25 protein-coding genes are annotated in these 26,107 nt (G+C 56.3%); 22 read left to right on the plus strand and 3 right to left on the minus strand.

Translation table 11 applies throughout. The annotated features are described in order from the left end of the window. Positions 1-4 precede the first annotated feature (4 nt). The 3 genes from recF to dnaA are packed head-to-tail and all read right to left on the minus strand — an operon-like array spanning position 5 to position 3,792. Positions 5-1,108, minus strand: a complete 1,104-nt coding sequence (gene recF / locus ACM6I0_RS15660) for a DNA replication/repair protein RecF (RefSeq protein ID WP_007969883.1) — start codon at positions 1,106-1,108, stop codon at positions 5-7. Between the two features lie 20 nt (positions 1,109-1,128). Beyond that, a complete protein-coding gene (gene dnaN / locus ACM6I0_RS15665; protein WP_017341709.1) occupies positions 1,129-2,232 on the minus strand; it encodes a DNA polymerase III subunit beta in 1,104 nt (367 codons plus the stop codon). 39 nt (positions 2,233-2,271) lie between these two features. Continuing rightward, entirely contained in the window at positions 2,272-3,792 is a 1,521-nt protein-coding gene (gene dnaA, locus ACM6I0_RS15670; protein ID WP_285431492.1) for a chromosomal replication initiator protein DnaA, read from the minus strand. Between the two features lie 567 nt (positions 3,793-4,359). On the opposite strand from dnaA, the gene rpmH reads away from it, so the two are divergent. The 22 genes from rpmH (at position 4,360) to ACM6I0_RS15780 (ending at position 26,097) form a co-directional block, all read left to right on the plus strand. Beyond that, on the plus strand, positions 4,360-4,494 hold the full coding sequence (rpmH, locus tag ACM6I0_RS15675) for a 50S ribosomal protein L34 (protein ID WP_003213577.1): 135 nt from the start codon (positions 4,360-4,362) through the stop codon (positions 4,492-4,494). A gap of 16 nt (positions 4,495-4,510) precedes the next feature. After that, positions 4,511-4,912, plus strand: coding sequence for a ribonuclease P protein component (gene rnpA / locus ACM6I0_RS15680; protein ID WP_003187205.1), 402 nt, complete (start codon positions 4,511-4,513; stop codon positions 4,910-4,912). Then, a complete protein-coding gene (yidD, locus tag ACM6I0_RS15685) occupies positions 4,905-5,150 on the plus strand; it encodes a membrane protein insertion efficiency factor YidD (protein WP_077430980.1) in 246 nt (81 codons plus the stop codon). The genes rnpA and yidD overlap by 8 nt, the downstream gene beginning before the upstream one ends. Positions 5,151-5,152: 2 nt before the next feature. Continuing rightward, complete coding sequence (yidC, locus tag ACM6I0_RS15690; protein WP_285431494.1) at positions 5,153-6,859, plus strand: membrane protein insertase YidC; 1,707 nt, start codon at positions 5,153-5,155, stop codon at positions 6,857-6,859. A gap of 79 nt (positions 6,860-6,938) precedes the next feature. Next, the gene (mnmE, locus tag ACM6I0_RS15695) at positions 6,939-8,309 is read left to right on the plus strand and encodes a tRNA uridine-5-carboxymethylaminomethyl(34) synthesis GTPase MnmE (protein ID WP_285431496.1); all 1,371 of its coding nucleotides are present in this window, start codon (positions 6,939-6,941) and stop codon (positions 8,307-8,309) included. A gap of 550 nt (positions 8,310-8,859) precedes the next feature. Further along, positions 8,860-10,758, plus strand: coding sequence for a tRNA uridine-5-carboxymethylaminomethyl(34) synthesis enzyme MnmG (gene mnmG / locus ACM6I0_RS15700; protein WP_222589147.1), 1,899 nt, complete (start codon positions 8,860-8,862; stop codon positions 10,756-10,758). Beyond that, on the plus strand, positions 10,755-11,399 hold the full coding sequence (rsmG, locus tag ACM6I0_RS15705) for a 16S rRNA (guanine(527)-N(7))-methyltransferase RsmG (protein WP_414922752.1): 645 nt from the start codon (positions 10,755-10,757) through the stop codon (positions 11,397-11,399). The genes mnmG and rsmG overlap by 4 nt, the downstream gene beginning before the upstream one ends. 18 nt (positions 11,400-11,417) lie before the next feature. Beyond that, positions 11,418-12,215, plus strand: coding sequence for a ParA family protein (locus ACM6I0_RS15710; RefSeq protein WP_090177596.1), 798 nt, complete (start codon positions 11,418-11,420; stop codon positions 12,213-12,215). Positions 12,216-12,224: 9 nt separating this feature from the next. Further along, entirely contained in the window at positions 12,225-13,097 is an 873-nt protein-coding gene (locus tag ACM6I0_RS15715; protein ID WP_090177598.1) for a ParB/RepB/Spo0J family partition protein, read from the plus strand. Positions 13,098-13,245: 148 nt separating this feature from the next. Next, positions 13,246-13,653 (plus strand): F0F1 ATP synthase subunit I, encoded by a 408-nt coding sequence (locus ACM6I0_RS15720; RefSeq protein ID WP_090177601.1) that lies wholly within the window; start codon positions 13,246-13,248, stop codon positions 13,651-13,653. 16 nt (positions 13,654-13,669) lie between these two features. Further along, positions 13,670-14,539: a F0F1 ATP synthase subunit A gene (atpB, locus tag ACM6I0_RS15725; protein ID WP_090177604.1), complete on the plus strand. Its 870-nt coding sequence runs from the start codon at positions 13,670-13,672 to the stop codon at positions 14,537-14,539. A 133-nt stretch (positions 14,540-14,672) separates the two neighbouring features. Further along, on the plus strand, positions 14,673-14,930 hold the full coding sequence (gene atpE, locus ACM6I0_RS15730; protein WP_002555987.1) for a F0F1 ATP synthase subunit C: 258 nt from the start codon (positions 14,673-14,675) through the stop codon (positions 14,928-14,930). Positions 14,931-14,986: 56 nt separating this feature from the next. Continuing rightward, a complete protein-coding gene (locus tag ACM6I0_RS15735; protein WP_007948090.1) occupies positions 14,987-15,457 on the plus strand; it encodes a F0F1 ATP synthase subunit B in 471 nt (156 codons plus the stop codon). A 12-nt stretch (positions 15,458-15,469) separates the two neighbouring features. After that, a complete protein-coding gene (locus ACM6I0_RS15740) occupies positions 15,470-16,006 on the plus strand; it encodes a F0F1 ATP synthase subunit delta (RefSeq protein WP_007903030.1) in 537 nt (178 codons plus the stop codon). A 21-nt stretch (positions 16,007-16,027) separates the two neighbouring features. Further along, positions 16,028-17,572, plus strand: coding sequence for a F0F1 ATP synthase subunit alpha (gene atpA, locus ACM6I0_RS15745; protein WP_090177609.1), 1,545 nt, complete (start codon positions 16,028-16,030; stop codon positions 17,570-17,572). Positions 17,573-17,622: 50 nt separating this feature from the next. After that, entirely contained in the window at positions 17,623-18,483 is an 861-nt protein-coding gene (atpG, locus tag ACM6I0_RS15750) for a F0F1 ATP synthase subunit gamma (protein ID WP_285431502.1), read from the plus strand. A gap of 27 nt (positions 18,484-18,510) precedes the next feature. Then, positions 18,511-19,890: a F0F1 ATP synthase subunit beta gene (atpD, locus tag ACM6I0_RS15755; RefSeq protein ID WP_222589143.1), complete on the plus strand. Its 1,380-nt coding sequence runs from the start codon at positions 18,511-18,513 to the stop codon at positions 19,888-19,890. A gap of 45 nt (positions 19,891-19,935) precedes the next feature. Beyond that, positions 19,936-20,361: a F0F1 ATP synthase subunit epsilon gene (locus ACM6I0_RS15760; protein ID WP_222589142.1), complete on the plus strand. Its 426-nt coding sequence runs from the start codon at positions 19,936-19,938 to the stop codon at positions 20,359-20,361. A 116-nt stretch (positions 20,362-20,477) separates the two neighbouring features. Continuing rightward, positions 20,478-21,845 (plus strand): bifunctional UDP-N-acetylglucosamine diphosphorylase/glucosamine-1-phosphate N-acetyltransferase GlmU, encoded by a 1,368-nt coding sequence (glmU, locus tag ACM6I0_RS15765; RefSeq protein WP_414922753.1) that lies wholly within the window; start codon positions 20,478-20,480, stop codon positions 21,843-21,845. Positions 21,846-22,062: 217 nt separating this feature from the next. After that, positions 22,063-22,839: a DeoR/GlpR family DNA-binding transcription regulator gene (locus tag ACM6I0_RS15770; RefSeq protein ID WP_285431503.1), complete on the plus strand. Its 777-nt coding sequence runs from the start codon at positions 22,063-22,065 to the stop codon at positions 22,837-22,839. Position 22,840: 1 nt separating this feature from the next. Then, positions 22,841-24,673: a glutamine--fructose-6-phosphate transaminase (isomerizing) gene (gene glmS, locus ACM6I0_RS15775; protein ID WP_285431504.1), complete on the plus strand. Its 1,833-nt coding sequence runs from the start codon at positions 22,841-22,843 to the stop codon at positions 24,671-24,673. A gap of 224 nt (positions 24,674-24,897) precedes the next feature. Further along, a complete protein-coding gene (locus ACM6I0_RS15780) occupies positions 24,898-26,097 on the plus strand; it encodes a Fic family protein (RefSeq protein WP_414922754.1) in 1,200 nt (399 codons plus the stop codon). Positions 26,098-26,107: the final 10 nt, after the last annotated feature.

Below are 26,107 nucleotides of genomic sequence, written 5' to 3' on the forward strand. Positions count from 1 at the left end.
GCCTTCACTCCCGATGGTCGTGGGTCTGGGTGATACGGCCCTGTTCCACGTGGAACAGAGCGACTGGCGTTTCCGTCTGCCAGCCTTCCCTCAATAATTCGTGATCTACACAGGTGATAAACACCTGGCAGCGTAAGTCTTCCAGCAAGCGGCAGAGCGCGCGACGGTGGTGCTCGTCCAGTTCGGACGGCAAGTCATCCACCAGATAAATACACTGGCCACGCCGGGCCTGGCTCACCAGGTGCCCTTGGGCTATCCGCAACGCACAAACCACTAACTTCTGCTGGCCGCGGGACAAGATGTCTGCGGCATTATGTGCGCCCAGTCTGAGACGCAAATCAGCACGTTGTGGTCCGGCCTGGGTGTGACCCATTTGCTGATCCCGCTGAAGGGAACCGGCGAGCACTGCACTCAATTCGCGGTCCTTGTCCCAACCTCGGTAATAACTGAGCGTCAAACCTTCAAGCTCAACCAGTTCGCTCAAGGTCTGTTCAAAGACTGGTTTCAAGGCTTTGATGTAAGCGCGGCGGTATTCATCTATTTCAGCGCTGGCCTGGCACAGTTCCCTGTCCCAAACCGCTTGCGAAACGGCGTCAAGTGTACCATGCCGCAGCCAAGAGTTTCTCTGGCGCAGGGCCTTCTGCAAGCGCTGCCAAGTGGACATGAACCGCGGTTCCACGTGGAACACGCCCCAGTCGAGAAACTGCCGGCGAATCTTGGGTGCACCCTCCAGCAAGCGAAAGCTGTCAGGGTTAATCAGCTGAAGCGGCAGGATTTCTGCCAGCTGCGCCGCACTCCGGGCGTTCTGCCCATCGATACGGATTTGAAACTCGCCCTGACGGTCGCGGGAGATTCCCAGAGCGCTATGCCCACCTTCCGCCAACTCCACCTGTCCGAACACCGTACACGCCAACTGCTCGTACTGGATCACCGGTAAAAGACGGGTGCTACGAAACGAACGGGCAAGCCCCAGCAGATGAATGGCTTCCAGAACACTGGTTTTGCCGCTGCCGTTGGCGCCGTAAAGAATGTTGATTCGGGGGGAGGGGGAGAAGGTCACCGGGTGCAGATTGCGCACCGCGGTGACCGAGACGCGACTTAAGGACATCTAGCTTCTGCTGAGCATGATTACAGACGCATCGGCATGACAACGTAGGCCGAATCGTCGTTGTCGGACTCTTGCACCAGCGCGCTGCTGTTGGAGTCGGACAGGATCAAACGAACCTGCTCTGTGGTCATCACACCCAGCACGTCGAGCAGATAGCTGACGTTGAAGCCGATTTCCAGATTGCCGCCGTTGTACTCGACGCCAACTTCTTCTTCAGCTTCTTCCTGCTCCGGGTTGTTCGCCTGGATCTTCAACTGACCATTGGCCAATTGCAGACGAATACCACGGTATTTCTCGTTAGAGAGAATCGCGGTACGGCTGAACGCTTCACGTAATGCCTGACGATCACCCAGTACCAGTTTGTCGCCGCCTTTAGGTAGAACGCGCTCGTAGTCAGGGAATTTGCCGTCGACCAGCTTAGAGGTGAAGGTGAATTCGCCGGTGGTCGCGCGGATATGATGCTGACCCAGCACGATGCTGACGATGCCGTCCGGCTCAGTCAGCAGGCGTGCGAGTTCGAGGATACCTTTGCGCGGAACAATAACTTGGTGGCGATCCGGCTGACCGATATCGGCCTGCATCGAGCACATGGCCAGACGGTGCCCGTCAGTGGCCACGGCACGGATGATCCCGGCAGAGACTTCCAGCAGCATGCCGTTGAGGTAATAACGCACGTCCTGCTGGGCCATGGCGAAGCTGGTGCGTTCAATCAGACGACGCAGTTTGCTTTGCTCCAGGCTGCAGGTCAGCGAGCCCGGACCTTCTTCGACGGTCGGGAAATCGTTGGCTGGCAGGGTCGACAGGGTGAAGCGGCTACGGCCTGCTTTCACCACCAGCTTCTGCTCGTCGACCTTGATGTCGATCAGCGCGTCGTTCGGCAGACTCTTGCAGATGTCCATCAACTTGCGCGCAGGCACAGTAATGGAGCCCGGGTCCGCAGGCTCTTCGAGTTGCACACGACCGACCAGCTCGACTTCCAGGTCGGTACCGGTCAGCGACAATTGCTGGCCTTCGACAACCAGCAGCACGTTGGAGAGCACCGGCAAGGTCTGGCGGCGCTCGACGACGCCTGCGACCAGTTGCAGGGGTTTCAACAGGGCTTCGCGTTGAATGGTGAAATGCATGGTCTAGTCCCTTGCCTTAATAAGCTGCGCTGGTGTTCATCAAGTGGTCAGTGTACGCAGCAGGTTCTTGTAGTCCTCGCGGATGTCCGCGTCGGATTCCTTAAGTTCGTTGATCTTGCGGCAAGCGTGCAACACGGTGGTGTGGTCCCGGCCGCCAAACACATCGCCGATTTCCGGCAGGCTGTGGTTAGTCAACTCCTTGGACAACGCCATTGCAACCTGACGCGGACGTGCGACCGAGCGTGAACGACGCTTGGACAGCAGGTCGGAGATCTTGATCTTGTAGTACTCGGCGACCGTGCGCTGAATGTTATCCACAGAGACCAGTTTGTCTTGCAGCGCCAACAAGTCCTTCAGGGATTCACGAATCAACTCGATGGTGATGTCGCGACCCATGAAGTGCGAGTGGGCGATCACGCGTTTCAGCGCGCCTTCCAGTTCACGGACGTTGGAGCGAATACGTTGTGCGATAAAGAACGCCGCATCGTGTGGCAGATCGACTTTGGCCTGATCGGCCTTTTTCATCAGGATCGCCACGCGGGTTTCCAGCTCTGGCGGCTCGACCGCTACGGTCAGGCCCCAGCCGAAGCGGGATTTCAGCCGCTCTTCAAGGCCTTCGATTTCTTTAGGATAGCGGTCACTGGTGAGAATGACCTGCTGGCCACCTTCAAGCAGGGCATTGAAGGTGTGGAAAAACTCTTCCTGGGAACGCTCTTTGCGGGCAAAGAACTGAATGTCATCGATCAGCAACGCATCCACCGAACGGTAGAAGCGCTTGAACTCGTTGATTGCGTTCAGTTGCAGCGCCTTGACCATGTCGGCCACGAACCGCTCCGAATGCAGGTAAACAACCTTGGCATTCGGGTTCTTCTTTAATAGGTGGTTACCCACAGCGTGCATCAAGTGAGTTTTACCCAAGCCGACGCCGCCATAAAGGAAGAGCGGGTTGTAACCATGCTTTGGGTTGTCCGCCACTTGCCAGGCCGCGGCCCGGGCCAACTGGTTGGACTTACCTTCGACGAAGTTTTCGAAGGTGAAGGTGCGGTTCAGGTAACTGGTGTGCTTGAGCGCGCCTTCGACCTGCACGGTGCGCTGCTCGGAGCGAACCGGCGCCTGTTGCGAACTGGCTCCGGCCATCGGGTCGAAGCTGTCACGAGACGGCTCTTCACTGACCTCGGCAACTTTTTGCGTCGCACGCTTGGTCGGTGTGCTCGCCGGGGCGGGTACCGGAGCGCTCACTGGCGCTTGGGCCGCCTGGGCTTGGGACGCTGCAGCGGCCAACGGCGCATTGGGGGCCGCACGCGGTGCCGAACTGCGTTTGCTGCCTATTAATAAGGAAAGCGCAGGCGCCATGCCATTGCCATGCTCATCCAGCAGTTCGAGGACACGGCCCAGGTATTTTTCGTTGACCCAGTCGAGAACAAAACGATTCGGTGCGTAGACACGCAACTCGTCGCCTTCGGCTTCGACCTGTAGTGGACGGATCCAAGTGTTGAATTGTTGGGCAGGCAGCTCATCGCGCAAAAGCTCCACGCACTGCTGCCAAAGTTCCACTGACACGGATATCCCCTAAGTTGAAAGCCGGTGAGGCAAAAACAAGCGGCCATTGTAGCGGCCAGACGTCCACTTATCCACATGCAGGTTGCGCACAGGCCATGAATTATCAACGCGTTACCCCTCATAAAGACGACCAATGGTATGTGCATAAGCTCTGTGGATAACCGACCATGAGGGCACTGGACAAGTGGGGGCGAAACTCGGTGGATAACCTGCCTGTGGATAACTAGCCGTTCCACACACAGCTTATCCGATAGCGCAGCACAGGCTGACCACCGTTTTCCACTGTAGTTGTCATTCTCTGTACAGTGCACAGTATAAGGGCTGAAGCCACTTATCCACAGAGGATGGCGTCCCTAGCTTTTATAAGCTTTACAAAAAAGCTTTAAATAACTTCCTTCTTTATTTCTATATCTAGCGAAGGCTGCGCGTACGAAAAAACGCCTGGAGATCTATTTATAAGGAAACGTTGGTTGGAAATTGACCTAGAGGCTTGCTTTCTCTAGAATCCCCGGTCTCTTAAAACGGGGGCCATTCCGGCCCGTTGTGGACGAACCAGGTAACACGACAATGAAACGTACTTTCCAACCAAGCACTATCAAACGCGCTCGTACCCACGGTTTCCGTGCTCGCATGGCTACCAAGAACGGTCGTGCCGTCCTGTCGCGTCGTCGCGCCAAAGGTCGTGCGCGTCTGGCAGTTTGATAATCCGGCACTGGAGGTGAGTCAGGACTTCAGTCGGGAAAAGCGTTTGCTTACTCCCCGGCATTTCAAGGCAGTCTTTGACTCCCCTACCGGCAAGGTTCCGGGGAAAAATCTCCTGCTCCTTGCGCGCAACAACGATCTCGATCACCCCCGTCTCGGGCTGGTAATCGGGAAGAAGAGCGTAAAGCTCTCCGTCGAGCGCAATCGCCTCAAACGTCTGATGCGCGAATCGTTTCGCCTGAACCAGGATTCGCTGGTCGGTTGGGACATCGTAATCGTCGCGCGCAAAGGTTTGGGTGACGTAGAAAACCCCGAATTGATTCAGCATTTCGGCAAGCTCTGGAAGCGTCTGGCACGTAGCAAGCCGGTACCAGCAGTCAACACCGAAACTGTAGGGGTAGACAGTCCCGATGCGTAAACTGGCACTCGTTCCGATCCAGTTTTATCGCTATGCCATTAGTCCCCTGATGGCCAACCACTGTCGCTTCTACCCCAGTTGTTCCTGCTACGCGTTAGAGGCCATAGAAAATCATGGTCTTCTGCGCGGTGGCTGGCTGGCCTTTCGTCGTTTAGGTCGCTGTCATCCGTGGAATCCCGGTGGTTATGACCCGGTTCCACCTATCCCTACCTCCCGTTCTTCTTCGATGGCCGAGTAATCATGGATATCAAACGCACGATCCTGATCGTCGCCCTGGCAATCGTGTCCTACGTTATGGTTCTTAAATGGAACCAGGACTATGGCCAGGCTGCCCTGCCGACTCAGAATGTTGCTTCCAGTACGACCGCACCGGGCTTACCGGATACGGCTACTGGCAATAATGCTTCTGTCAGTGACGACATTCCACGCGCCGCAAGCGATTCCAGTGCCACTGCACCTGCTGAAACGCCAGTAGCTGTAAGCAAAGACCTCATCCAGATCAAAACGGATGTGCTCAACCTGGCTATCGATCCACAAGGTGGTGATGTTGCCCAGCTGACGCTGCCGCTGTATCCACGTCGCCAGGACCATCCGGAAATTCCATTCCAGTTGTTCGATAACGGCAACGAGCGGACTTATCTGGCCCAGAGCGGTTTGATCGGTACCGATGGTCCGGACGCAAGTCCTGCCGGTCGTCCGGTTTACTCCTCGGAGAAGAAGATCTACCAACTGGCTGACGGTCAGGACCAATTGGTCGTGGACCTGAAGTTCAGCAAGGACGGCGTCAACTACATCAAGCGTTTCACCGTGAAACGTGGCCTGTATGACGTAACCGTTACCTACTTGATCGACAACGAAAGCGCCAAGCCTTGGTCCGGTGCGATGTTCGCTCAATTGAAGCGTGACGCCAGTGCCGATCCATCGTCCAGCACTGCCACCGGTACCGCGACTTACCTGGGCGCAGCCCTGTGGACAAGTAACGAGCCGTACAAGAAAGTGTCCATGAAGGACATGGACAAGGTGACCGAAGACAAAACCAAGCCACCCATCAGCTATAACGTGAATGGCGGCTGGGTTGCATGGTTGCAGCACTATTTTGTAACCGCGTGGATTCCTCAGCCAGGCCAGAACAATGCGGTAGTTGCTCGTAAAGATGGCAAGGGCAACTACATCATCGGCTACACCGCGCCAGCATTGACTGTTGCGCCAGGTGCGAAAGCCGAGACCAGCGCAGTTCTGTACGCAGGTCCGAAAAGCCAGGCTGTGCTGAAACAGTTGTCCCCAGGTCTGGAACTGACCGTCGACTACGGCATTCTGTGGTTCATTGCCCAGCCAATTTTCTGGCTGCTGCAACACATCCACGCGCTGGTCGGTAACTGGGGCTGGTCGATCATCTTCCTGACCATGCTGATCAAAGGGCTTTTCTTCCCGCTGTCAGCTGCCAGCTACAAATCGATGGCCCGCATGCGTGCAGTGGCACCGAAACTGGCCGCGCTGAAAGAGCAACATGGCGACGACCGGCAGAAAATGTCGCAATCCATGATGGAGCTGTACAAGAAAGAGAAGATCAATCCGCTGGGTGGTTGCTTGCCAATCCTCGTGCAGATGCCGGTTTTCCTTTCGTTGTACTGGGTTCTGCTGGAAAGCGTTGAAATGCGCCAAGCGCCGTTCATGCTGTGGATTACTGACCTGTCGATCAAGGATCCGTTCTTCATTCTGCCGATCATCATGGGCGCAACCATGTTCATCCAGCAGCAGTTGAACCCTACACCTCCGGATCCGATGCAGGCCAAGGTGATGAAGCTGATGCCAATCATCTTCACCTTCTTCTTCCTGTGGTTCCCGGCTGGTCTGGTGCTGTACTGGGTAGTGAACAACTGCCTGTCCATCACTCAACAGTGGTACATCACTCGTAAAATCGAAGCGGCTACCAAAGCAGCTGCCTGATTTACACTGTGGATAACCACTCAAAACGCCCCCTAGTGGGGCGTTTTGCTATCTGTCACTTTTGTCTGGATACCGGTTTATGAGCGTTCCTCGTGAAACCATTGCAGCCGTCGCCACCGCTCAAGGTCGCGCAGGTGTGGGCATCGTCCGTATTTCCGGGCCGTTGGCGAGCGTTGCGGCCAAGGCAATCAGCGGTCGCGAACTGAAACCCCGATTTGCCCACTACGGCCCGTTTCTCAGTGAAAACGAAGAGGTGCTGGACGAAGGCATCGCGTTGTATTTTCCGGGACCGAACTCCTTCACCGGCGAAGACGTGCTTGAACTGCAGGGGCACGGCGGGCCGATCGTGCTGGACATGTTGCTCAAGCGTTGCCTGGAACTGGGCTGTCGTCTGGCCCGTCCGGGTGAATTCAGTGAGCGTGCGTTCCTCAATGACAAACTCGATCTGGCCCAGGCGGAAGCTATCGCTGACTTGATCGAGGCAAGTTCTGCACAGGCCGCACGCAACGCGCTGCGTTCGTTGCAGGGGGCTTTTTCCCAACGTGTGCATAACCTCACCGAACAACTGATTGGCCTGCGCATCTACGTCGAGGCGGCTATCGATTTTCCGGAAGAAGAAATCGATTTTCTTGCGGATGGTCACGTATTGGCCATGCTCGATAAAGTGCGTGATGAATTATCCACAGTGCTTCGCGAAGCCGGGCAAGGTGCCTTGCTGCGTGACGGGATGACAGTGGTCATTGCCGGCCGTCCGAATGCCGGTAAATCGAGCCTGCTGAATGCATTGGCCGGTCGAGAAGCTGCAATCGTCACCGAGATTGCCGGCACCACCCGGGACATTCTTCGCGAACATATCCACATCGATGGCATGCCACTGCACGTGGTCGACACTGCAGGCCTGCGTGATACTGATGACCAGGTAGAAAAGATCGGGGTCGAACGGGCGTTGAAAGCCATCGGCGAAGCTGATCGCGTGCTGCTGGTGGTGGATGCAACCGCTCCAGAGGCACTTGATCCATTCGCTTTATGGCCGGAATTCCTCGAAATCCGCCCGGATCCATCCAAAGTCACGCTGATTCGCAATAAAGCGGACCTGACCGGGGAAGCAATTGCCCTGGAAGTCAGTGACGATGGCCATGTCACGATCAGCCTCAGTGCGAAATCCGCCGGCATGGGTCTGGAATTGCTGCGCGAGCATCTCAAGGCGTGCATGGGCTACGAGCAGACCTCGGAAAGCAGCTTCAGTGCACGCAGGCGTCACCTTGAAGCGCTGCGGCATGCCAGCGCGTCCCTTGAGCATGGTCGTGCACAGTTGACCCTGGCAGGGGCCGGTGAACTGCTTGCCGAAGATTTGCGTCAGGCTCAGCACTCACTCGGGGAAATCACCGGTGCATTCAGCTCCGATGACCTGCTGGGACGCATTTTCTCCAGCTTCTGCATCGGTAAATAGTCCCTTCGTTATTCACAGACAGGCCATTCGAGCCTGTCTGTTCCCTCCCTTATCTAAATTTTTATCCAGTGCCGAGCACATTTCTTTCGCTTGAGCGGATTTTCCGTGCCTGCAATTCGCTCGATCAGCGCTTTTCTGTGGATTAAGCCCTGTGTGTAACTGCCACTAAGGGCAGTTGATAACAGGGCCTCAAAACTGAAGATAACCACCCCTGTGGATAACCACCCCTTTAATCCACAGGCTTAAACCGGTTATCCAAGGGCCTCATTGGCACATGACCACAGGGTTTTGAATCTATGTACACATTGAATATAAAGGCTTCTAGAGATCTATCCACAGAAAGGTGCTTCAGTAGAAATAAACATAAAAATAAAGATTTAATAAATTTCTCTCTTTTTAATTTCTATAACCCCGACTTCTCCACAGCTGGTTAAATTTTGTGCAAAGGGTTCTTTAGGAAGGGCGAAGTCCCTATACTTGCCGACCAGGTATAGAAACCTGAGCTCAAACTATTCCTGATTACCTGACTGAAGCAGGCACGAGGTGCGTGGTGGATTTCCCTTCCCGTTTTGAAGTGATCGTCATCGGCGGCGGTCATGCCGGTACCGAGGCAGCACTGGCGTCAGCACGCATGGGGGCAAAAACCCTGTTGCTGACGCATAACGTGGAAACCCTCGGTGCCATGAGTTGCAACCCCGCTATTGGTGGGATCGGTAAAAGCCATCTGGTCAAGGAAATCGATGCCCTCGGCGGCGCAATGGCCATGGCGACCGATAAGGGTGGTATTCAATTTCGCGTGTTGAACAGCCGCAAAGGTCCGGCCGTGCGTGCAACTCGCGCCCAGGCAGACCGGATTCTGTACAAAGCCGCTGTCCGCGAAACGTTGGAAAACCAGCCCAACCTGTGGATATTTCAACAAGCCGCTGATGACCTGATCGTCGAACAGGAACAAGTACGCGGTGTGGTTACCCAGATGGGCCTGCGTTTCCTGGCAGATTCCGTGGTGTTGACCACTGGCACCTTCCTCGGTGGACTTATCCACATCGGAATGCAGAATTATTCCGGTGGTCGCGCCGGCGATCCGCCATCGATTGCCCTGGCTCGCCGCCTGCGTGAATTGCCGCTGCGCGTCGGTCGCTTGAAAACCGGTACACCACCACGTATCGATGGTCGTTCTGTGGATTTCTCGGTAATGACCGAGCAAGCAGGCGATACCCCGATCCCGGTGATGTCGTTCATGGGTTCCAAAGAGCAGCACCCTAGACAGGTCAGCTGCTGGATTACCCACACCAACGCCCGTACCCACGAAATCATTGCCGCAAACCTTGATCGTTCGCCGATGTATTCCGATGCTGGGCAGATCGAAGGCATCGGTCCACGGTACTGCCCGTCGATTGAAGACAAGATCCATCGCTTTGCCGACAAGGAAAGCCATCAGGTCTTCATCGAACCGGAAGGCTTGACCACCCACGAGCTGTACCCGAACGGGATATCCACATCCTTGCCGTTCGACGTGCAATTGCAGATCGTGCAATCGATTCGTGGCATGGAAAACGCGCACATCGTGCGTCCGGGCTATGCCATCGAATACGACTACTTCGACCCGCGTGACCTGAAGTACAGCCTCGAAACCAAAGTCATTGGCGGTCTGTTTTTCGCCGGGCAAATCAACGGCACCACTGGCTACGAAGAAGCAGGTGCTCAAGGTTTGCTGGCCGGAGCCAATGCTGCACTGCGTGCACAGGGCAAAGACGCCTGGTGCCCGCGCCGCGACGAGGCGTACATCGGCGTATTGGTCGACGATCTGATTACCCTCGGCACTCAAGAGCCGTACCGGATGTTCACTTCACGTGCCGAGTACCGCCTGATTCTGCGCGAAGACAACGCCGATCTGCGCTTGACCGAAAAAGGTCGCGAGTTGGGTTTGGTCGATGACGCGCGCTGGGCTGCGTTCTGCAAGAAACGTGAAAGTATCGATCTGGAAGAGCAACGCCTGAAAAGTACCTGGGTCCGCCCCGGGACTGAGCAGGGCGATGCGATTTCCGAGAAGTTCGGTACACCGCTGACCCACGAATACAATTTGCTCAACCTGCTGAGCCGTCCGGAAATCGACTACGCTGGTCTGATCGCGGTCACCGGTGGTGGCGCAGAAGATCCACAGGTTGCCGAGCAGGTCGAAATCAAGACCAAGTACGCCGGTTATATCGATCGTCAACAGGATGAAATCGCTCGCCTGCGAGCCAGCGAAGACACAAAGCTGCCTGTGGATATCGATTACACGAACATTTCCGGTCTCTCCAAAGAGATCCAGAGCAAGCTCGGTGCGACCCGTCCAGAGACATTGGGCCAGGCGTCACGTATCCCGGGCGTTACCCCGGCAGCGATTTCGCTGTTGATGATTCATTTGAAAAAACGCGGCGCGGGCCGTCAGTTGGAGCAAAGCGCTTGAGTTCGTTGGTCACCTCGCGACACGCCGAAGAGTTATCCACAGGTGCTCGCCAGCTCGGTGTCACACTGACAGAAACCCAGCACACACAGCTGCTGGGTTATCTGGCCCTGTTGATCAAATGGAACAAGGCTTACAACCTCACCGCCGTGCGTGATCCGGACGAAATGGTTTCCCGTCACCTGCTCGACAGTCTGAGCGTGATGTCGTTTGTCGAAAACGGCCGCTGGCTGGACGTTGGCAGCGGCGGTGGGATGCCGGGGATTCCGCTCGCCATCCTGTTTCCAGAGTCACAAGTGACTTGCCTGGACAGCAACGGCAAGAAAACGCGCTTCCTGACCCAGGTCAAACTCGAACTCAAACTGGATAACCTGCAAGTTATCCACAGTCGCGTCGAAGCCTTCCATCCTGCCCAGCCCTTCAACGGGATTATTTCCCGGGCTTTCAGCAGCATGGAAAACTTCAGCAACTGGACTCGCCACCTTGGCGATGCCGATACACGCTGGCTGGCAATGAAGGGCGTTCATCCGGCCGATGAGCTGGTAGCATTGCCGGCAGACTTCCACCTCGATAGCGAACACGCCCTGGCCGTACCTGGTTGCCAAGGCCAACGCCATCTGCTGATACTGCGCCGCACGGCATGATTGGGAACACAAGCAAGAATGGCTAAGGTATTCGCGATTGCGAACCAAAAGGGTGGTGTGGGCAAAACCACCACCTGCATCAACCTCGCAGCTTCCCTGGTCGCTACCAAGCGCCGGGTGCTGTTGATCGATCTCGATCCACAAGGCAACGCCACCATGGGTAGCGGTGTGGATAAACACGGTCTGGAAAACTCGGTCTATGACCTGCTGATCGGCGAATGCGATCTGGCTCAGGCCATGCACTACTCCGAGCACGGTGGTTACCAGCTGTTGCCAGCCAACCGTGACCTGACCGCGGCGGAAGTGGTTCTGCTGGAAATGCAGATGAAGGAAAGTCGCCTGCGCAGCGCGCTGGCACCGATCCGTGAAAACTACGATTACATTTTGATCGACTGCCCGCCGTCGCTGTCGATGCTTACGCTTAACGCACTGGTCGCCGCTGACGGGGTCATTATCCCCATGCAGTGCGAGTATTTTGCGCTCGAAGGCTTGAGCGACCTTGTGGATAACATCAAGCGAATCGCCGAATTGCTCAACCCGAACCTGAAAGTCGAAGGCCTGCTGCGGACCATGTATGACCCGCGCCTGAGCCTGATGAACGATGTTTCGGCGCAGCTCAAGGAACACTTCGGCGAGCAGCTGTACGACACCGTCATTCCACGAAACATCCGTCTGGCCGAAGCACCCAGCTACGGCATGCCGGCGCTGGCTTATGACAAAGCATCGCGTGGCGCTATCGCCTATCTGGCATTGGCCGGCGAGCTGGTTCGTCGTCAACGCAAAAACTCACGCACTGCCGCCGCTCAGGCAACTTAAGGAATCCCCATGGCCGTCAAGAAACGAGGTCTCGGACGTGGACTGGATGCACTGCTGAGTGGTCCGACTGTCAGCTCGCTGGAAGAACAAGCAGTGCAAGCTGACCAGCGTGAGCTGCAGCACCTGCCCCTGGACCTGATCCAGCGCGGTAAGTACCAGCCACGTCGGGACATGGATCCTCAGGCGCTGGAAGAGCTGGCGCAGTCGATCAAGGCCCAGGGCGTGATGCAGCCGATCGTGGTTCGCCCAATCGGCAGCGGTCGCTTCGAAATCATCGCCGGTGAACGCCGCTGGCGCGCCAGCCAGCAGGCCGGCAAGGAAACCATCCCTGCGATGGTCCGCGATGTGCCGGATGAAACGGCGATCGCCATGGCGCTGATCGAGAACATCCAGCGCGAAGACCTCAATCCGATTGAAGAAGCCGTGGCCTTGCAGCGTCTGCAGCAGGAATTTCAGCTGACACAGCAACAAGTGGCCGAAGCGGTGGGCAAATCCCGCGTGACCGTGGCCAACCTGCTACGCTTGATCGCGTTGCCGGAAGTTATCAAGACCATGCTGTCGCACGGTGACCTGGAAATGGGTCATGCCCGTGCTTTGCTCGGTTTACCGGAGAATCAACAGGTTGAAGGGGCGCGACATGTTGTCGCACGGGGGCTGACTGTGCGCCAAACGGAGGCACTGGTTCGCCAGTGGTTGAGTGGCAAACAGGAGCCTGCTGAACCGGTAAAGCCGGACCCGGATATTGCGCGACTCGAGCAGCGCCTGGCTGAGCGCCTAGGCTCTGCGGTGCAGATCCGCCACGGTAAGAAGGGGAAAGGGCAGTTGGTAATTGGTTATAACTCCCTTGATGAGCTACAAGGTGTGCTTGCACATATTCGTTGAAACATTTCCTCATGTAGCGCGCAGGCGGAAATCACTACCTGACAGTTGAATAGGGGCTGAACCGCCCCTATACTCTGCGCGCATTTTGTCGGCACAAATTATGCCAAGTTATTGAATTCTGGCAGCCGACCATTGGAGAGCAATAGTGATGGAAACACGCACGCCAAACCGCTTGCCGTTCCATCGCCTGGCAGTTTTTCCGGTGTTAGCGGCTCAATTTGTCGTTTTGCTGATAGCCGCTTTGGCGCTCTGGCAATGGCACGGAGTCGTTGCCGGGTACTCAGGACTCTGCGGAGGCCTGATAGCCTTGCTACCCAATGTTTATTTTGCTCACAGGGCATTTCGGTTTTCCGGCGCCCGAGCAGCTCAAGCCATCGTCCGGTCTTTTTATGCCGGTGAGGCGGGCAAACTGATTTTGACGGCAGTGCTCTTTGCATTGACGTTCGCAGGTGTGAAGCCATTGGCGCCGCTAGCTGTATTCGGCGTCTTCGTGTTGACCCAACTGGTCAGCTGGTTCGCGCCCCTGCTGATGAGAACAAGACTTTCGAGACCTTAGGGCGTTTGAGGCAACCATGGCAGAAACAACCGCTTCGGGCTATATCCAGCACCACTTGCAGAACCTGACCTTCGGGCAGCACCCAACCGGCGGGTGGGGTTTTGCCCACACCGCAGCAGAAGCCAAAGAAATGGGCTTCTGGGCTTTCCACGTCGATACTCTCGGCTGGTCGGTCGCGTTGGGTCTGATCTTCGTTCTTCTTTTCCGCATGGCGGCAAAGAAAGCGACTTCCGGTCAGCCTGGTGCTTTGCAGAACTTCGTTGAAGTATTGGTCGAATTCGTCGATGGCAGCGTGAAAGACAGCTTCCATGGCCGTAGCCCGGTGATTGCACCGCTGGCACTGACCATCTTCGTCTGGGTCTTCCTGATGAACGCCGTCGACCTGATTCCGGTCGACTGGATTCCTCAGCTGGCCATCCTGATTACAGGCGACCACCATATTCCGTTCCGTGCAGTGTCGACCACTGACCCGAACGCGACCCTGGGCATGGCCCTGTCGGTGTTCGCGCTGATCATTTTCTACAGCATCAAGGTCAAGGGCATCGGCGGCTTCATCGGCGAACTGACCCTGCACCCGTTTGGCAGCAAGAACATCTTCGTTCAAGCGCTGCTGATTCCGGTGAACTTCCTGCTGGAGTTCGTGACGCTGGTGGCCAAGCCAATCTCCCTGGCACTGCGTCTGTTCGGCAACATGTACGCCGGCGAGCTGGTCTTCATTCTGATTGCTGTGATGTTCGGCAGCGGTCTGCTCTGGCTTAGCGGCCTGGGCATAGTTCTGCAGTGGGCGTGGGCTGTGTTCCACATCCTGATCATCACCCTGCAGGCGTTTATCTTCATGATGCTGACCATCGTTTACTTGTCGATGGCGCACGAAGAGAACCATTAAGACCAGTCTCGACTGGTCTGATGTCCCACTCGGTCAAACGAGTGGGGGCCCGAACAGGGCTATGAAACGATTTGTTTTACCGCTTTAAAATCTAAAAAACCTAAACCATACGACGTAAAAGTCGGGAGGAAAGATGGAAACTGTAGTTGGTCTAACCGCTATCGCTGTTGCACTGTTGATCGGCCTGGGCGCACTGGGCACCGCAATTGGTTTCGGCCTGTTGGGTGGCAAGTTCCTGGAAGGCGCAGCGCGTCAGCCAGAGATGGTTCCAATGCTGCAAGTTAAAATGTTCATCGTTGCCGGTCTGCTCGACGCCGTAACCATGATCGGTGTTGGTATCGCTCTGTTCTTCACTTTCGCGAACCCATTCGTTGGTCAACTCGCTGGCTAATTACTCGAACCTTCGAGTAATTGGTGTGATGTGCAACGAACGAGCGAGGTGTTGGCGTGAACATTAATGCAACCCTGATTGGCCAGTCCGTTGCGTTCTTCATTTTTGTACTGTTTTGCATGAAGTTCGTGTGGCCTCCGGTCATCGCGGCTTTGCACGAACGTCAGAAGAAGATCGCGGATGGACTGGACGCTGCCGCCCGAGCAGCTCGCGACCTGGAATTGGCCCAAGATAAAGCGGGTCAACAACTGCGCGAAGCAAAAGCTCAGGCAGCCGAAATCATTGAGCAAGCCAAGAAACGCGGTAACCAGATCGTCGAAGAGGCTGTTGAAAAAGCCCGTATCGACGCTGACCGTGTGAAGGTTCAGGCTCAGGCCGAGATCGAGCAGGAACTGAACAGTGTCAAAGACGCGCTGCGTGCCCAATTGGGTAGCCTGGCAGTCTCCGGCGCCGAGAAGATCCTGGGTTCCACAATCGATCAAAACGCGCACGCGGAGCTGGTAAATAAACTGGCTGCTGAAATTTAAGCGAGGGCGATCATGGCAGAATTGACCACGTTGGCCCGACCTTACGCTAAGGCAGCCTTCGAGCACGCCCAGGCCCACCAGCAACTGGCCTCTTGGTCAGCCATGCTCGGCCTGGCTGCAGCAGTGTCGCAAGACGACACCATGCAGCGCGTGCTCAAGGCCCCGCGACTGACGAGCGCAAACAAGGCCGCCACGTTCATTGACGTGTGCGGCGACAAGTTTGATGCCAAGGCACAGAACTTCATCAACGTCGTTGCCGAAAACGACCGTCTCCCGCTTTTGCCGGAGATATCCGCTCTGTTCGACCTGTACAAGGCTGAACAAGAGAAGTCGGTAGACGTTGAAGTGACCAGTGCTTTTGCATTGAACCAAGAACAGCAAGACAAACTCGCCAAGGTTCTCAGTGCACGACTCAACCGGGAAGTGCGCCTGCAAGTCGAGGAAGACAAATCCCTTATTGGGGGCATTGTCATCCGCGCCGGCGACCTGGTTATCGATGGCTCGGTTCGCGGGAAACTCGCAAACCTTGCCGAAGCATTGAAATCTTGAGTTTGAAGGGGCAGCAGAGCAATGCAGCAACTCAATCCTTCCGAAATAAGTGAAATTATCAAGGGCCGCATCGACAAGCTCGATGTGACCTCCCAAGCCCGTAACGAAGGCACAGTCGTCAGCGTATCTGACGGTATCGTGCGGATTCACGGTCTGGCCGACGTAATGTACGGCGAGATGATCGAGTTTCCGGGCGGCGTCTTCGGTATGGCTCTCAACCTGGAGCAAGACTCCGTAGGTGCCGTTGTATTGGGCTCCTACCAGTCTCTGGCTGAAGGCATGAGCGCCAAGTGCACCGGCCGCATCCTCGAAGTTCCGGTTGGTAAGGAACTGCTGGGTCGCGTAGTCGACGCACTGGGTAACCCAGTTGACGGCAAAGGTCCGCTGAACAACACCGAGACCGATGCGGTCGAGAAAGTTGCTCCAGGCGTGATCTGGCGTAAGTCGGTAGACCAGCCTGTACAGACTGGCTACAAGGCTGTCGATGCCATGATCCCTGTCGGCCGTGGCCAGCGTGAGCTGATCATCGGTGACCGTCAGATCGGTAAAACCGCTCTGGCGATCGACGCGATCATCAACCAGAAGAACAGCGGTATTTTCTGCGTCTACGTAGCCATTGGTCAGAAACAATCGACCATCGCCAACGTGGTTCGCAAGCTGGAAGAAAACGGCGCACTGGCTAACACCATCGTCGTGGCCGCGAGCGCTTCGGAATCTGCAGCACTGCAATTCCTGGCACCGTACTCCGGTTGCACCATGGGTGAATTCTTCCGCGACCGCGGTGAAGACGCGCTGATCGTTTATGACGATCTGTCCAAGCAAGCAGTGGCTTACCGCCAGATTTCCCTGCTGCTGCGCCGTCCACCAGGCCGTGAAGCTTACCCAGGCGACGTGTTCTATCTCCACTCCCGTCTGCTGGAGCGCGCATCGCGTGTTTCGGAAGAATACGTAGAGAAGTTCACCAACGGCGCAGTGACCGGCAAAACCGGTTCCCTGACCGCACTGCCGATCATCGAAACCCAGGCTGGCGACGTTTCCGCGTTCGTTCCGACCAACGTGATTTCCATCACCGACGGTCAGATCTTCCTGGAATCGGCCATGTTCAACTCCGGGATCCGTCCTGCTGTGAACGCCGGTGTTTCGGTATCCCGTGTGGGTGGTGCCGCTCAGACCAAGATCATCAAGAAGCTCTCCGGTGGTATCCGTACCGCTCTGGCTCAGTACCGTGAACTGGCGGCATTCGCCCAGTTCGCTTCTGACCTGGACGAAGCGACCCGTAAGCAACTTGAGCATGGTCAGCGCGTTACCGAGCTGATGAAGCAGAAGCAATACGCACCAATGTCGATCGCTGACATGGCGCTGTCGCTGTATGCCGCTGAGCGTGGGTTCCTGACTGACGTCGAAATCGCCAAGATCGGCAGCTTTGAACAAGCGCTGATTTCTTACTTCAACCGCGATCACGCCGATTTGATGGCGAAGATCAACGTGAAGGGTGACTTCAATGACGAAATCGATGCTGGCATGAAAGCCGGTATCGAGAAGTTCAAGGCCACCCAAACCTGGTAAGCCGCAGCGGGAGCCGCAAGGCTCCCGCTTGCTAACCTGATAGGTGTTACATGGCAGGCGCAAAAGAGATTCGCAGTAAGATTGCGAGCATCAAAAGCACGCAAAAGATTACCAGCGCCATGGAAAAAGTGGCGGTCAGCAAAATGCGCAAGGCACAAATGCGCATGTCGGCTAGCCGTCCTTATGCGGAGCGCATCCGCCAGGTTATTGGCCATCTGGCCAACGCCAACCCGGAATATCGCCACCCTTTCATGATCGACCGTGAAGTAAAGCGCGTCGGTTACGTCGTGGTGAGCAGTGACCGTGGTCTGTGTGGTGGCTTGAACACCAACCTGTTCAAGGCCCTGGTCAAGGACATGGCGGTAAACCGCGAAAACGGCGTCGAGATCGATCTGTGTGTTGTTGGTAGCAAGGGTGCGGCTTTCTTCCGCAACTTCGGCGGTAACGTCGTTGCAGCTATCAGCCACTTGGGTGAAGAGCCGTCGATCAATGACCTGATCGGCAGCGTCAAGGTGATGCTGGATGCCTACCTGGACGGCCGTATTGACCGCCTGTCCGTGGTGTCCAACAAGTTCATCAACACCATGACGCAAAAGCCAACCGTGGAGCAGTTGATTCCACTGGTGGCAACCCCGGATCAGGAACTCAAGCACCACTGGGATTATCTGTACGAACCGGATGCCAAAGAGCTGCTTGACGGCTTGATGGTCCGTTACGTGGAGTCGCAGGTCTACCAGGCGGTGGTCGAGAACAACGCGGCTGAACAAGCTGCGCGGATGATCGCGATGAAAAACGCTACCGACAACGCCGGTGATTTGATCAGCGATTTGCAGCTGGTCTATAACAAGGCGCGTCAGGCTGCGATCACCCAAGAGATCTCGGAAATCGTCGGCGGCGCTGCCGCGGTTTAACGGTTCAAATATTCAGAGGATCCAGCTATGAGTAGCGGACGTATCGTTCAAATCATCGGCGCCGTTATCGACGTGGAATTTCCACGCGACAGCGTACCGAGTATCTACAACGCGCTGAAAGTAGTGAGCGCGGCTGAAACCACCCTGGAAGTTCAGCAGCAGCTGGGCGACGGCGTGGTTCGTACCATTGCGATGGGTTCCACCGAGGGCTTGAAGCGCGGTCTGGAAGTCACTGACTCTGGCGCAGCCATCTCCGTACCGGTCGGTAAAGCGACTCTGGGCCGGATCATGGACGTTCTGGGCAACCCGATCGACGAAGCTGGCCCGATCGCCACCGAAGAGCGTTGGGGCATTCACCGTCCTGCGCCAACCTTCGCTGAACAAGCGGGCGGCAACGACCTGCTGGAAACCGGCATCAAGGTTATCGACCTGGTTTGCCCGTTCGCCAAGGGCGGTAAAGTAGGTCTGTTCGGTGGTGCCGGTGTAGGCAAAACCGTAAACATGATGGAACTGATCCGTAACATCGCCATCGAGCACAGCGGTTATTCCGTGTTCGCCGGTGTGGGTGAGCGTACTCGTGAGGGTAACGACTTCTACCACGAGATGAAGGATTCCAACGTTCTGGACAAAGTGGCACTGGTTTACGGTCAGATGAACGAGCCGCCGGGTAACCGTCTGCGCGTAGCATTGACCGGCCTGACCATGGCCGAGAAGTTCCGTGACGAAGGTAACGACGTTCTGCTGTTCGTCGACAACATCTATCGTTACACCCTGGCCGGTACTGAAGTATCCGCACTGCTGGGCCGTATGCCTTCCGCAGTAGGTTACCAGCCGACCCTGGCCGAAGAGATGGGTACTCTGCAAGAGCGTATCACTTCGACCAAAAACGGTTCGATCACCTCGATCCAAGCGGTATACGTACCTGCGGATGACTTGACTGACCCGTCGCCAGCGACCACTTTCGCCCACTTGGACGCCACCGTCGTTCTGTCCCGTGACATCGCTTCCCTGGGTATCTACCCAGCGGTCGATCCACTCGACTCGACTTCGCGCCAGCTGGATCCGAACGTAATCGGCCAGGATCACTACGACACCGCTCGCGGTGTACAGTATGTTCTGCAACGTTACAAAGAACTGAAGGACATCATTGCGATCCTGGGTATGGACGAGCTGTCGGAAGCCGACAAGCAGTTGGTAAACCGTGCTCGTAAGATCCAGCGTTTCTTGTCGCAGCCGTTCTTCGTGGCTGAAGTCTTCACCGGTGCTTCGGGTAAATACGTTTCCCTGAAAGACACCATTGCTGGCTTCAAAGGCATCCTCAACGGTGACTACGACCACCTGCCAGAACAAGCGTTCTACATGGTCGGCGGCATCGAAGAAGCGATCGAGAAAGCCAAGAAACTGTAATCCCGGCGCCTGGCAACGGGCGCTAATTTAGGTTGAGGCAATCAGATGGCTATGACAGTCCATTGCGATATCGTCAGCGCGGAAGGAGAAATCTTTTCCGGTCTGGTCGAGATGGTGATTGCGCACGGTGCACTGGGTGATCTTGGTATCGCCCTGGGTCACGCGCCGTTGATCACTAATCTCAAGCCGGGCCCGATCCGCCTGGTCAAGCAGGGCGGGGAAGAGGAGGTGTATTACATCTCCGGTGGTTTCCTCGAGGTTCAGCCGAACATGGTCAAGGTTCTTGCCGATACCGTGCAACGTGCTGCCGACCTGGATGAAGCCTCCGCTCTGGAAGCCGTTAAGGCTGCCGAGAAGGCCTTGCATGAGCGGGGCGCGGAATTCGATTACGGTTCTGCATCCGCACGTCTGGCCGAGGCTGCAGCTCAGCTGCGCACCGTCCAGCAGATCCGCAAGAAGTTTGGCCACTAATAGGCCATCGCTTGTTGCGCGATTGATTAAAAAGGGTAGCCTCGGCTACCCTTTTTTCTTTTTCGACTTTCATAACCTGGTCGCAGCCGCTGACCACCCAGGATTGGTAGCCAGTCATGTCTTTAGAAATCGTTATTCTCGCTGCCGGCCAAGGCACTCGCATGCGTTCGGCGTTGCCGAAAGTTCTGCACCCGATTGCCGGCAATTCGATGCTCGGCCATGTTATCCACAGCGCACGGCAACTTGATCCACAGCGCATCCACGTGGTGATCGGTCATGGCGCCGAAGCCGTGCGTGAGCGCCTGGCGGCGGACGATCTGAATTTCGTCCTGCAAGACAAACAGTTGGGCACCGGTCATGCGGTGGCGCAAGCCGTGCCATTCATCGAGTCCGACACCGTGCTGATTTTGTACGGTGACGTGCCTTTGATTGAAGTCGAAACCCTGCAGCGTTTGCTCAAGAAAGTTGCGCCCCAGCAACTGGGTTTGCTCACCGTCGAGTTGGATGACCCGACGGGTTACGGCCGCATCGTCCGTGATGCCGACGGCAAGGTCACCGCCATCGTCGAACAGAAAGACGCCAACGAAGCCGAACGCGCAATCACTGAAGGCAACACCGGGATTCTGGCCCTGCCTTTCGCGCAATTGGGTGGCTGGATGAGCCGTCTCTCCAATAACAACGCCCAAGGCGAGTATTACCTGACCGACGTGATCGCAATGGCGGTCAGCGATAGTCTGGTGGTGGCCACCGAGCAACCACACGACGCCATGGAAGTGCAGGGCGCCAATGATCGCAAGCAACTCTCTGAACTCGAACGTCACTACCAGTTGCGTGCCGGTCGCCGGTTGATGGCTCAAGGCGTGACCCTGCGTGATCCGGCACGTTTCGATGTGCGCGGTGAAATCACCGTGGGCCGCGATGTGCTGATCGACATCAACGTGATCCTCGAAGGCAAAGTTGTCATCGAAGACGACGTGGTGATCGGTCCGAACTGCGTTATCAAGGACAGCACTCTGCGTAAAGGCGTGGTGATCAAGGCCAACAGTCATATCGAAGGCGCGATTCTGGGTGAGGGCAGCGATGCCGGTCCTTTCGCGCGCTTGCGTCCAGGTACGGTGCTTGAAGCCCGCGCGCATGTGGGTAACTTTGTCGAACTGAAAAACGCGCATCTGGGCGAAGGCGCAAAAGCCGGTCACCTGACATACCTGGGTGATGCCGAAGTCGGCGCGCGTACCAATATTGGCGCAGGCACCATCACCTGCAACTACGACGGCGCCAACAAGTGGAAAACCGTGCTGGGTGAAGATGTGTTCATCGGCTCGAACAACTCGTTGGTGGCGCCTGTGGATATCTCTTCCGGTGCGACGACTGCGGCCGGTTCGACGATCACCCAGAATGTGGATAACGCGCAGTTGGCGGTAGGTCGGGCGCGTCAGAAGAACATCGATGGCTGGAAAAGGCCGGAGAAGATCAAGAAAAGCTGAGTTATCCACAAACGTATTTCAGGTTTGAGTTATTCACAGCCTGATCGATCATCATCACGGGCAAGCTCGCTCCTGCAAGGTTTCACGGGACCTTTCAGGAGCGACCTTGCCCGCGATGCATTTATCCACAGACATTTTTTCTTACACACGCTTGACGAAGTTTCAGCAATAGGTTTTGATTGCTTCCGTTATCTTTCGAATCGAAACTTACTTGCTCATGTCAAAGCGCAATACACCACAACGTCGCCACAATATTCTCGCCTTGCTCACTGAGCAGGGCGAAGTCAGTGTGGATGAGCTGGCCAAGCGCTTCGAAACTTCGGAAGTTACGGTTCGCAAGGATTTGGCTGCGCTTGAGAGTAACGGCCTATTGCTTCGCCGCTATGGCGGTGCGATTACCATGCCTCAGGAACTGGTCGCCGACATCGGCCAGCCGGTTTCCAAATACAAACAGGCCATCGCACGCGCCGCCGTCAAACGGATTCGCGAGCATGCGCGGATCATCATCGATAGCGGCAGCACCACCGCCGCCATGATTCCGGAACTCGGCCAGCAGCCGGGCCTGGTAGTGATGACCAATTCCCTGCATGTCGCCAACGCCTTGAGTGAACTCGAACACGAACCGGTGCTGTTGATGACCGGCGGCACCTGGGACCCGCATTCCGAGTCCTTTCAGGGGCAGGTCGCCGAGCAAGTACTACGCTCTTACGACTTTGACCAGCTGTTCATCGGTGCTGATGGCATCGATCTGGTCCGCGGTACCACCACCTTCAACGAATTGCTGGGCCTGAGCCGTGTCATGGCCGATGTGGCCCGTGAAGTGATCGTTATGGTGGAGGCCGACAAGATCGGCCGCAAGATTCCCAACCTGGAACTGCCCTGGAGCAGTGTCCATACCCTCATTACCGATGATCGCTTGCCGCAAGAAGCAAGGGATCAGATTCAGGCCCGCGGCATCAATTTGATTTGCGCGTCTGTCAGTCAGGAGAAATAGCATGTGTGGAATTGTCGGCGCAGTTGCAGAACGTAATATCACCGCCATCCTGCTCGAAGGCCTCAAGCGACTGGAATACCGTGGCTATGACAGCGCCGGTGTGGCGGTTTTCACCAACGATGAAAAGCTCGAACGCACGCGTCGTCCGGGCAAGGTTAGCGAACTGGAACTTGCCCTCGAAGCCGAACCGCTGGTCGGTCGTCTCGGCATCGCCCATACCCGTTGGGCCACTCACGGCGCACCCTGCGAGCGCAACGCACACCCGCATTTCTCCGGCGACCTGGCCGTGGTGCACAACGGCATCATCGAAAACCACGAAGCCTTGCGTGAACAGCTGAAAGCCTTGGGTTATGTGTTCACCTCGGACACCGACACCGAAGTGATCGCCCACCTGCTGAACCACAAACTCAAGGACCTGCATGACCTGACTGTGGCCCTCAAGGCCACCGTCAAAGAACTGCACGGTGCTTACGGCCTGGCCGTGATCAGTGCTCATCAACCTGATCGTCTGGTCGCAGCCCGCAGCGGCAGCCCGTTGGTGATTGGTCTCGGCCTGGGTGAGAACTTCCTGGCGTCCGACCAACTGGCCCTGCGTCAGGTCACTGACCGTTTCATGTACCTGGAAGAAGGCGATATCGCCGAAATTCGCCGCGATAGCGTGCACATCTGGGACGTTAACGGCCAAGCCGTCGAGCGTGAAACGGTTCAGTATCGCGATGGCGCCGAAGCTGCCGACAAGGGCGAGTTCCGCCACTTCATGCTCAAGGAAATCCACGAGCAACCGGCCGTGGTTCAACGCACCCTCGAAGGTCGTCTGAGCCCCAACGGCGTTCTGGTACAGGCTTTCGGCCCACAGGCGGCCGAGCTGTTCGCCAAAGTGCGCAACGTGCAAATCGTTGCCTGTGGCACCAGCTACCACGCCGGCATGGTTGCCCGTTACTGGCTCGAAGAACTCGCCGGTATCCCGTGCCAGGTCGAAGTTGCCAGTGAGTTCCGCTACCGCAAAGTCGTGGTGCAGCCAGACACGCTGTTCGTCACCATTTCCCAGTCCGGCGAAACCGCCGACACCCTGGCCGCGCTGCGCAACGCCAAGGAGCTGGGCTTCCTCGCCAGCCTGGCGATCTGCAACGTGGGCATCAGCTCGCTGGTGCGTGAGTCCGACCTGACCCTGCTGACCCAAGCCGGTCGCGAAATCGGCGTGGCCTCGACCAAAGCCTTCACCACTCAACTGGTCGGCCTGCTATTGCTGACCCTTTCCCTGGGTCAGGTTCGCGGCACATTGTCCAAGGATGTCGAAGCCACCCTGGTCGAAGAACTGCGTCGTCTGCCAGCCCGCTTGGGCGAGGCTCTGGCCATGGACGGCACCGTGGAGAAAATCGCCGAGCTGTTCGCCGAGAAGAACCACACCCTGTTCCTCGGCCGTGGCGCGCAATTCCCTGTGGCAATGGAAGGGGCCTTGAAACTCAAGGAAATCTCCTACATCCACGCCGAAGCCTACCCGGCGGGCGAACTCAAGCACGGCCCGTTGGCACTTGTGGATAACGACATGCCAGTGGTCACCGTGGCGCCGAACAACGAACTGCTGGAGAAGCTCAAGTCCAACCTCCAGGAAGTCCGCGCCCGTGGCGGCCAACTGATCGTCTTCGCAGACGAGCAGGCAGGCATGACCAACGGCGAAGGCACCCACGTTGTGCACATGCCGCACATCCACGACATCCTGTCGCCGATCCTCTACACCATCCCGCTGCAGTTGCTGTCGTATTACGTCGCTGTGTTGAAAGGCACAGACGTTGACCAGCCGCGCAACCTGGCGAAATCGGTGACTGTGGAATAACGCCAAAAACGCGGGGGCACGCTGAGTGCTCCTGCGTCTTCGTTCTACCAAAGCAATGCCAGATTTTGCTCAAATCGTTGTCAGAAAAATCCTCGAAAAAATCCCCGAAAAAATCCGCGATAAAATCCCAAACCGAAAAAATCATAGACACTGAAAGCTAGGTAAATAAAGGCTTTGAAGGTAGTCTGGAATCCGCGAAAAAATCCGCGATTTCTGGAGGCTTCATGAGTGCTGAGTTTGTCACCGGGATCAACTGGCTAGAACCTCTCATGCCGACGTTCCCGGCTGAAATTCTGCAGTTGGCAGAAAAAGTACCGTTCCAGGCGGGAAGGTTGAGTGCGATGGTTGCGCCACAGATGATTCAGCGAGTCGGTGGCTTGTTGCGTGTGACCAGTAGTTTTTACAGCAACCTTATCGAAGGTCAGTTCACTGAGCCTGCCACTCTCGCGCCATCGGCTCCCAAGCGTAATCGCAAGGAACTCAATGAGCTCGCGATGGCGCATATTGGGACGCAGCACGCTTTTGAGAGAGCGCTGGCCTTACATAACCAACTCCCTTGGGACTCGCTATTCAGTGGACCATTTATTTCGCGCATCCATAAGCGACTCTTCGATGGCGCATCAGGTGAACAACTGCAGTTGAGCGATGGGAGCCGGTTTATTCCCGGTGAGTTGCGTGATATCGCAAATAAGGACGTTTTAGTAGGAAATCATGCGGCGCCTTCCTGTAAAGCGGTCACGCCGATGCTTGACCGAATGCAGCAGGTATACGGCCGAGTCCCCGACGCTCGCAGTCGATTGATTGCCGTCATGGCCTATCACCACCGATTAGCTTGGGTGCATCCATTTGCAGACGGGAACGGTCGTACGGTCAGGCTGGTTACTCACCTGCAATTGCACAAACTAGGCCTTGTTTCGCCACTTTGGTCGCTGTCCCGTGGTCTCGCCAGGCAGCAAGACATTTATTACGCCCGATTGGCCAATGCCGATAAACCTCGCCGGGGCGATCTCGATGGTAGAGGTCAGTTGACTCAAGCCGGACTGTTCGAGTTCGTCGGGTTCATGCTTGAAACCTGTCTGGATCAAATGAGCTATACCGAGCAAGCGCTGAATATTTCAAACATGCGCGAAAGGCTTCATACGATATTTGCCTGGGATGAGCGAATTAAAAGAGCAGGCCTAAAGCAAGAATCTGCACGAGCACTGCACATTCTGCTGACGCAAGGCACCGTTAGCCGTGCCGACTTCAAGATTTTTACCGGGCTACCTGACCGGGTGGCGACGGATCAGCTCAGAAGCCTCGTTCAACTCGGAATTGTTGAGAGCGCAACTCCAAAGGCTCGTGATCTGTATCCAGGATTGCCAATCTGGTTTGCACAGCTGCTGTTCCCTGATCTGCACCAGCGCATGGTCACTGCGTCTTAGGAGTTAACCC

The organism is Pseudomonas sp. IT-P294 (assembly GCF_949767865.1).
Classification (GTDB): domain Bacteria; phylum Pseudomonadota; class Gammaproteobacteria; order Pseudomonadales; family Pseudomonadaceae; genus Aquipseudomonas.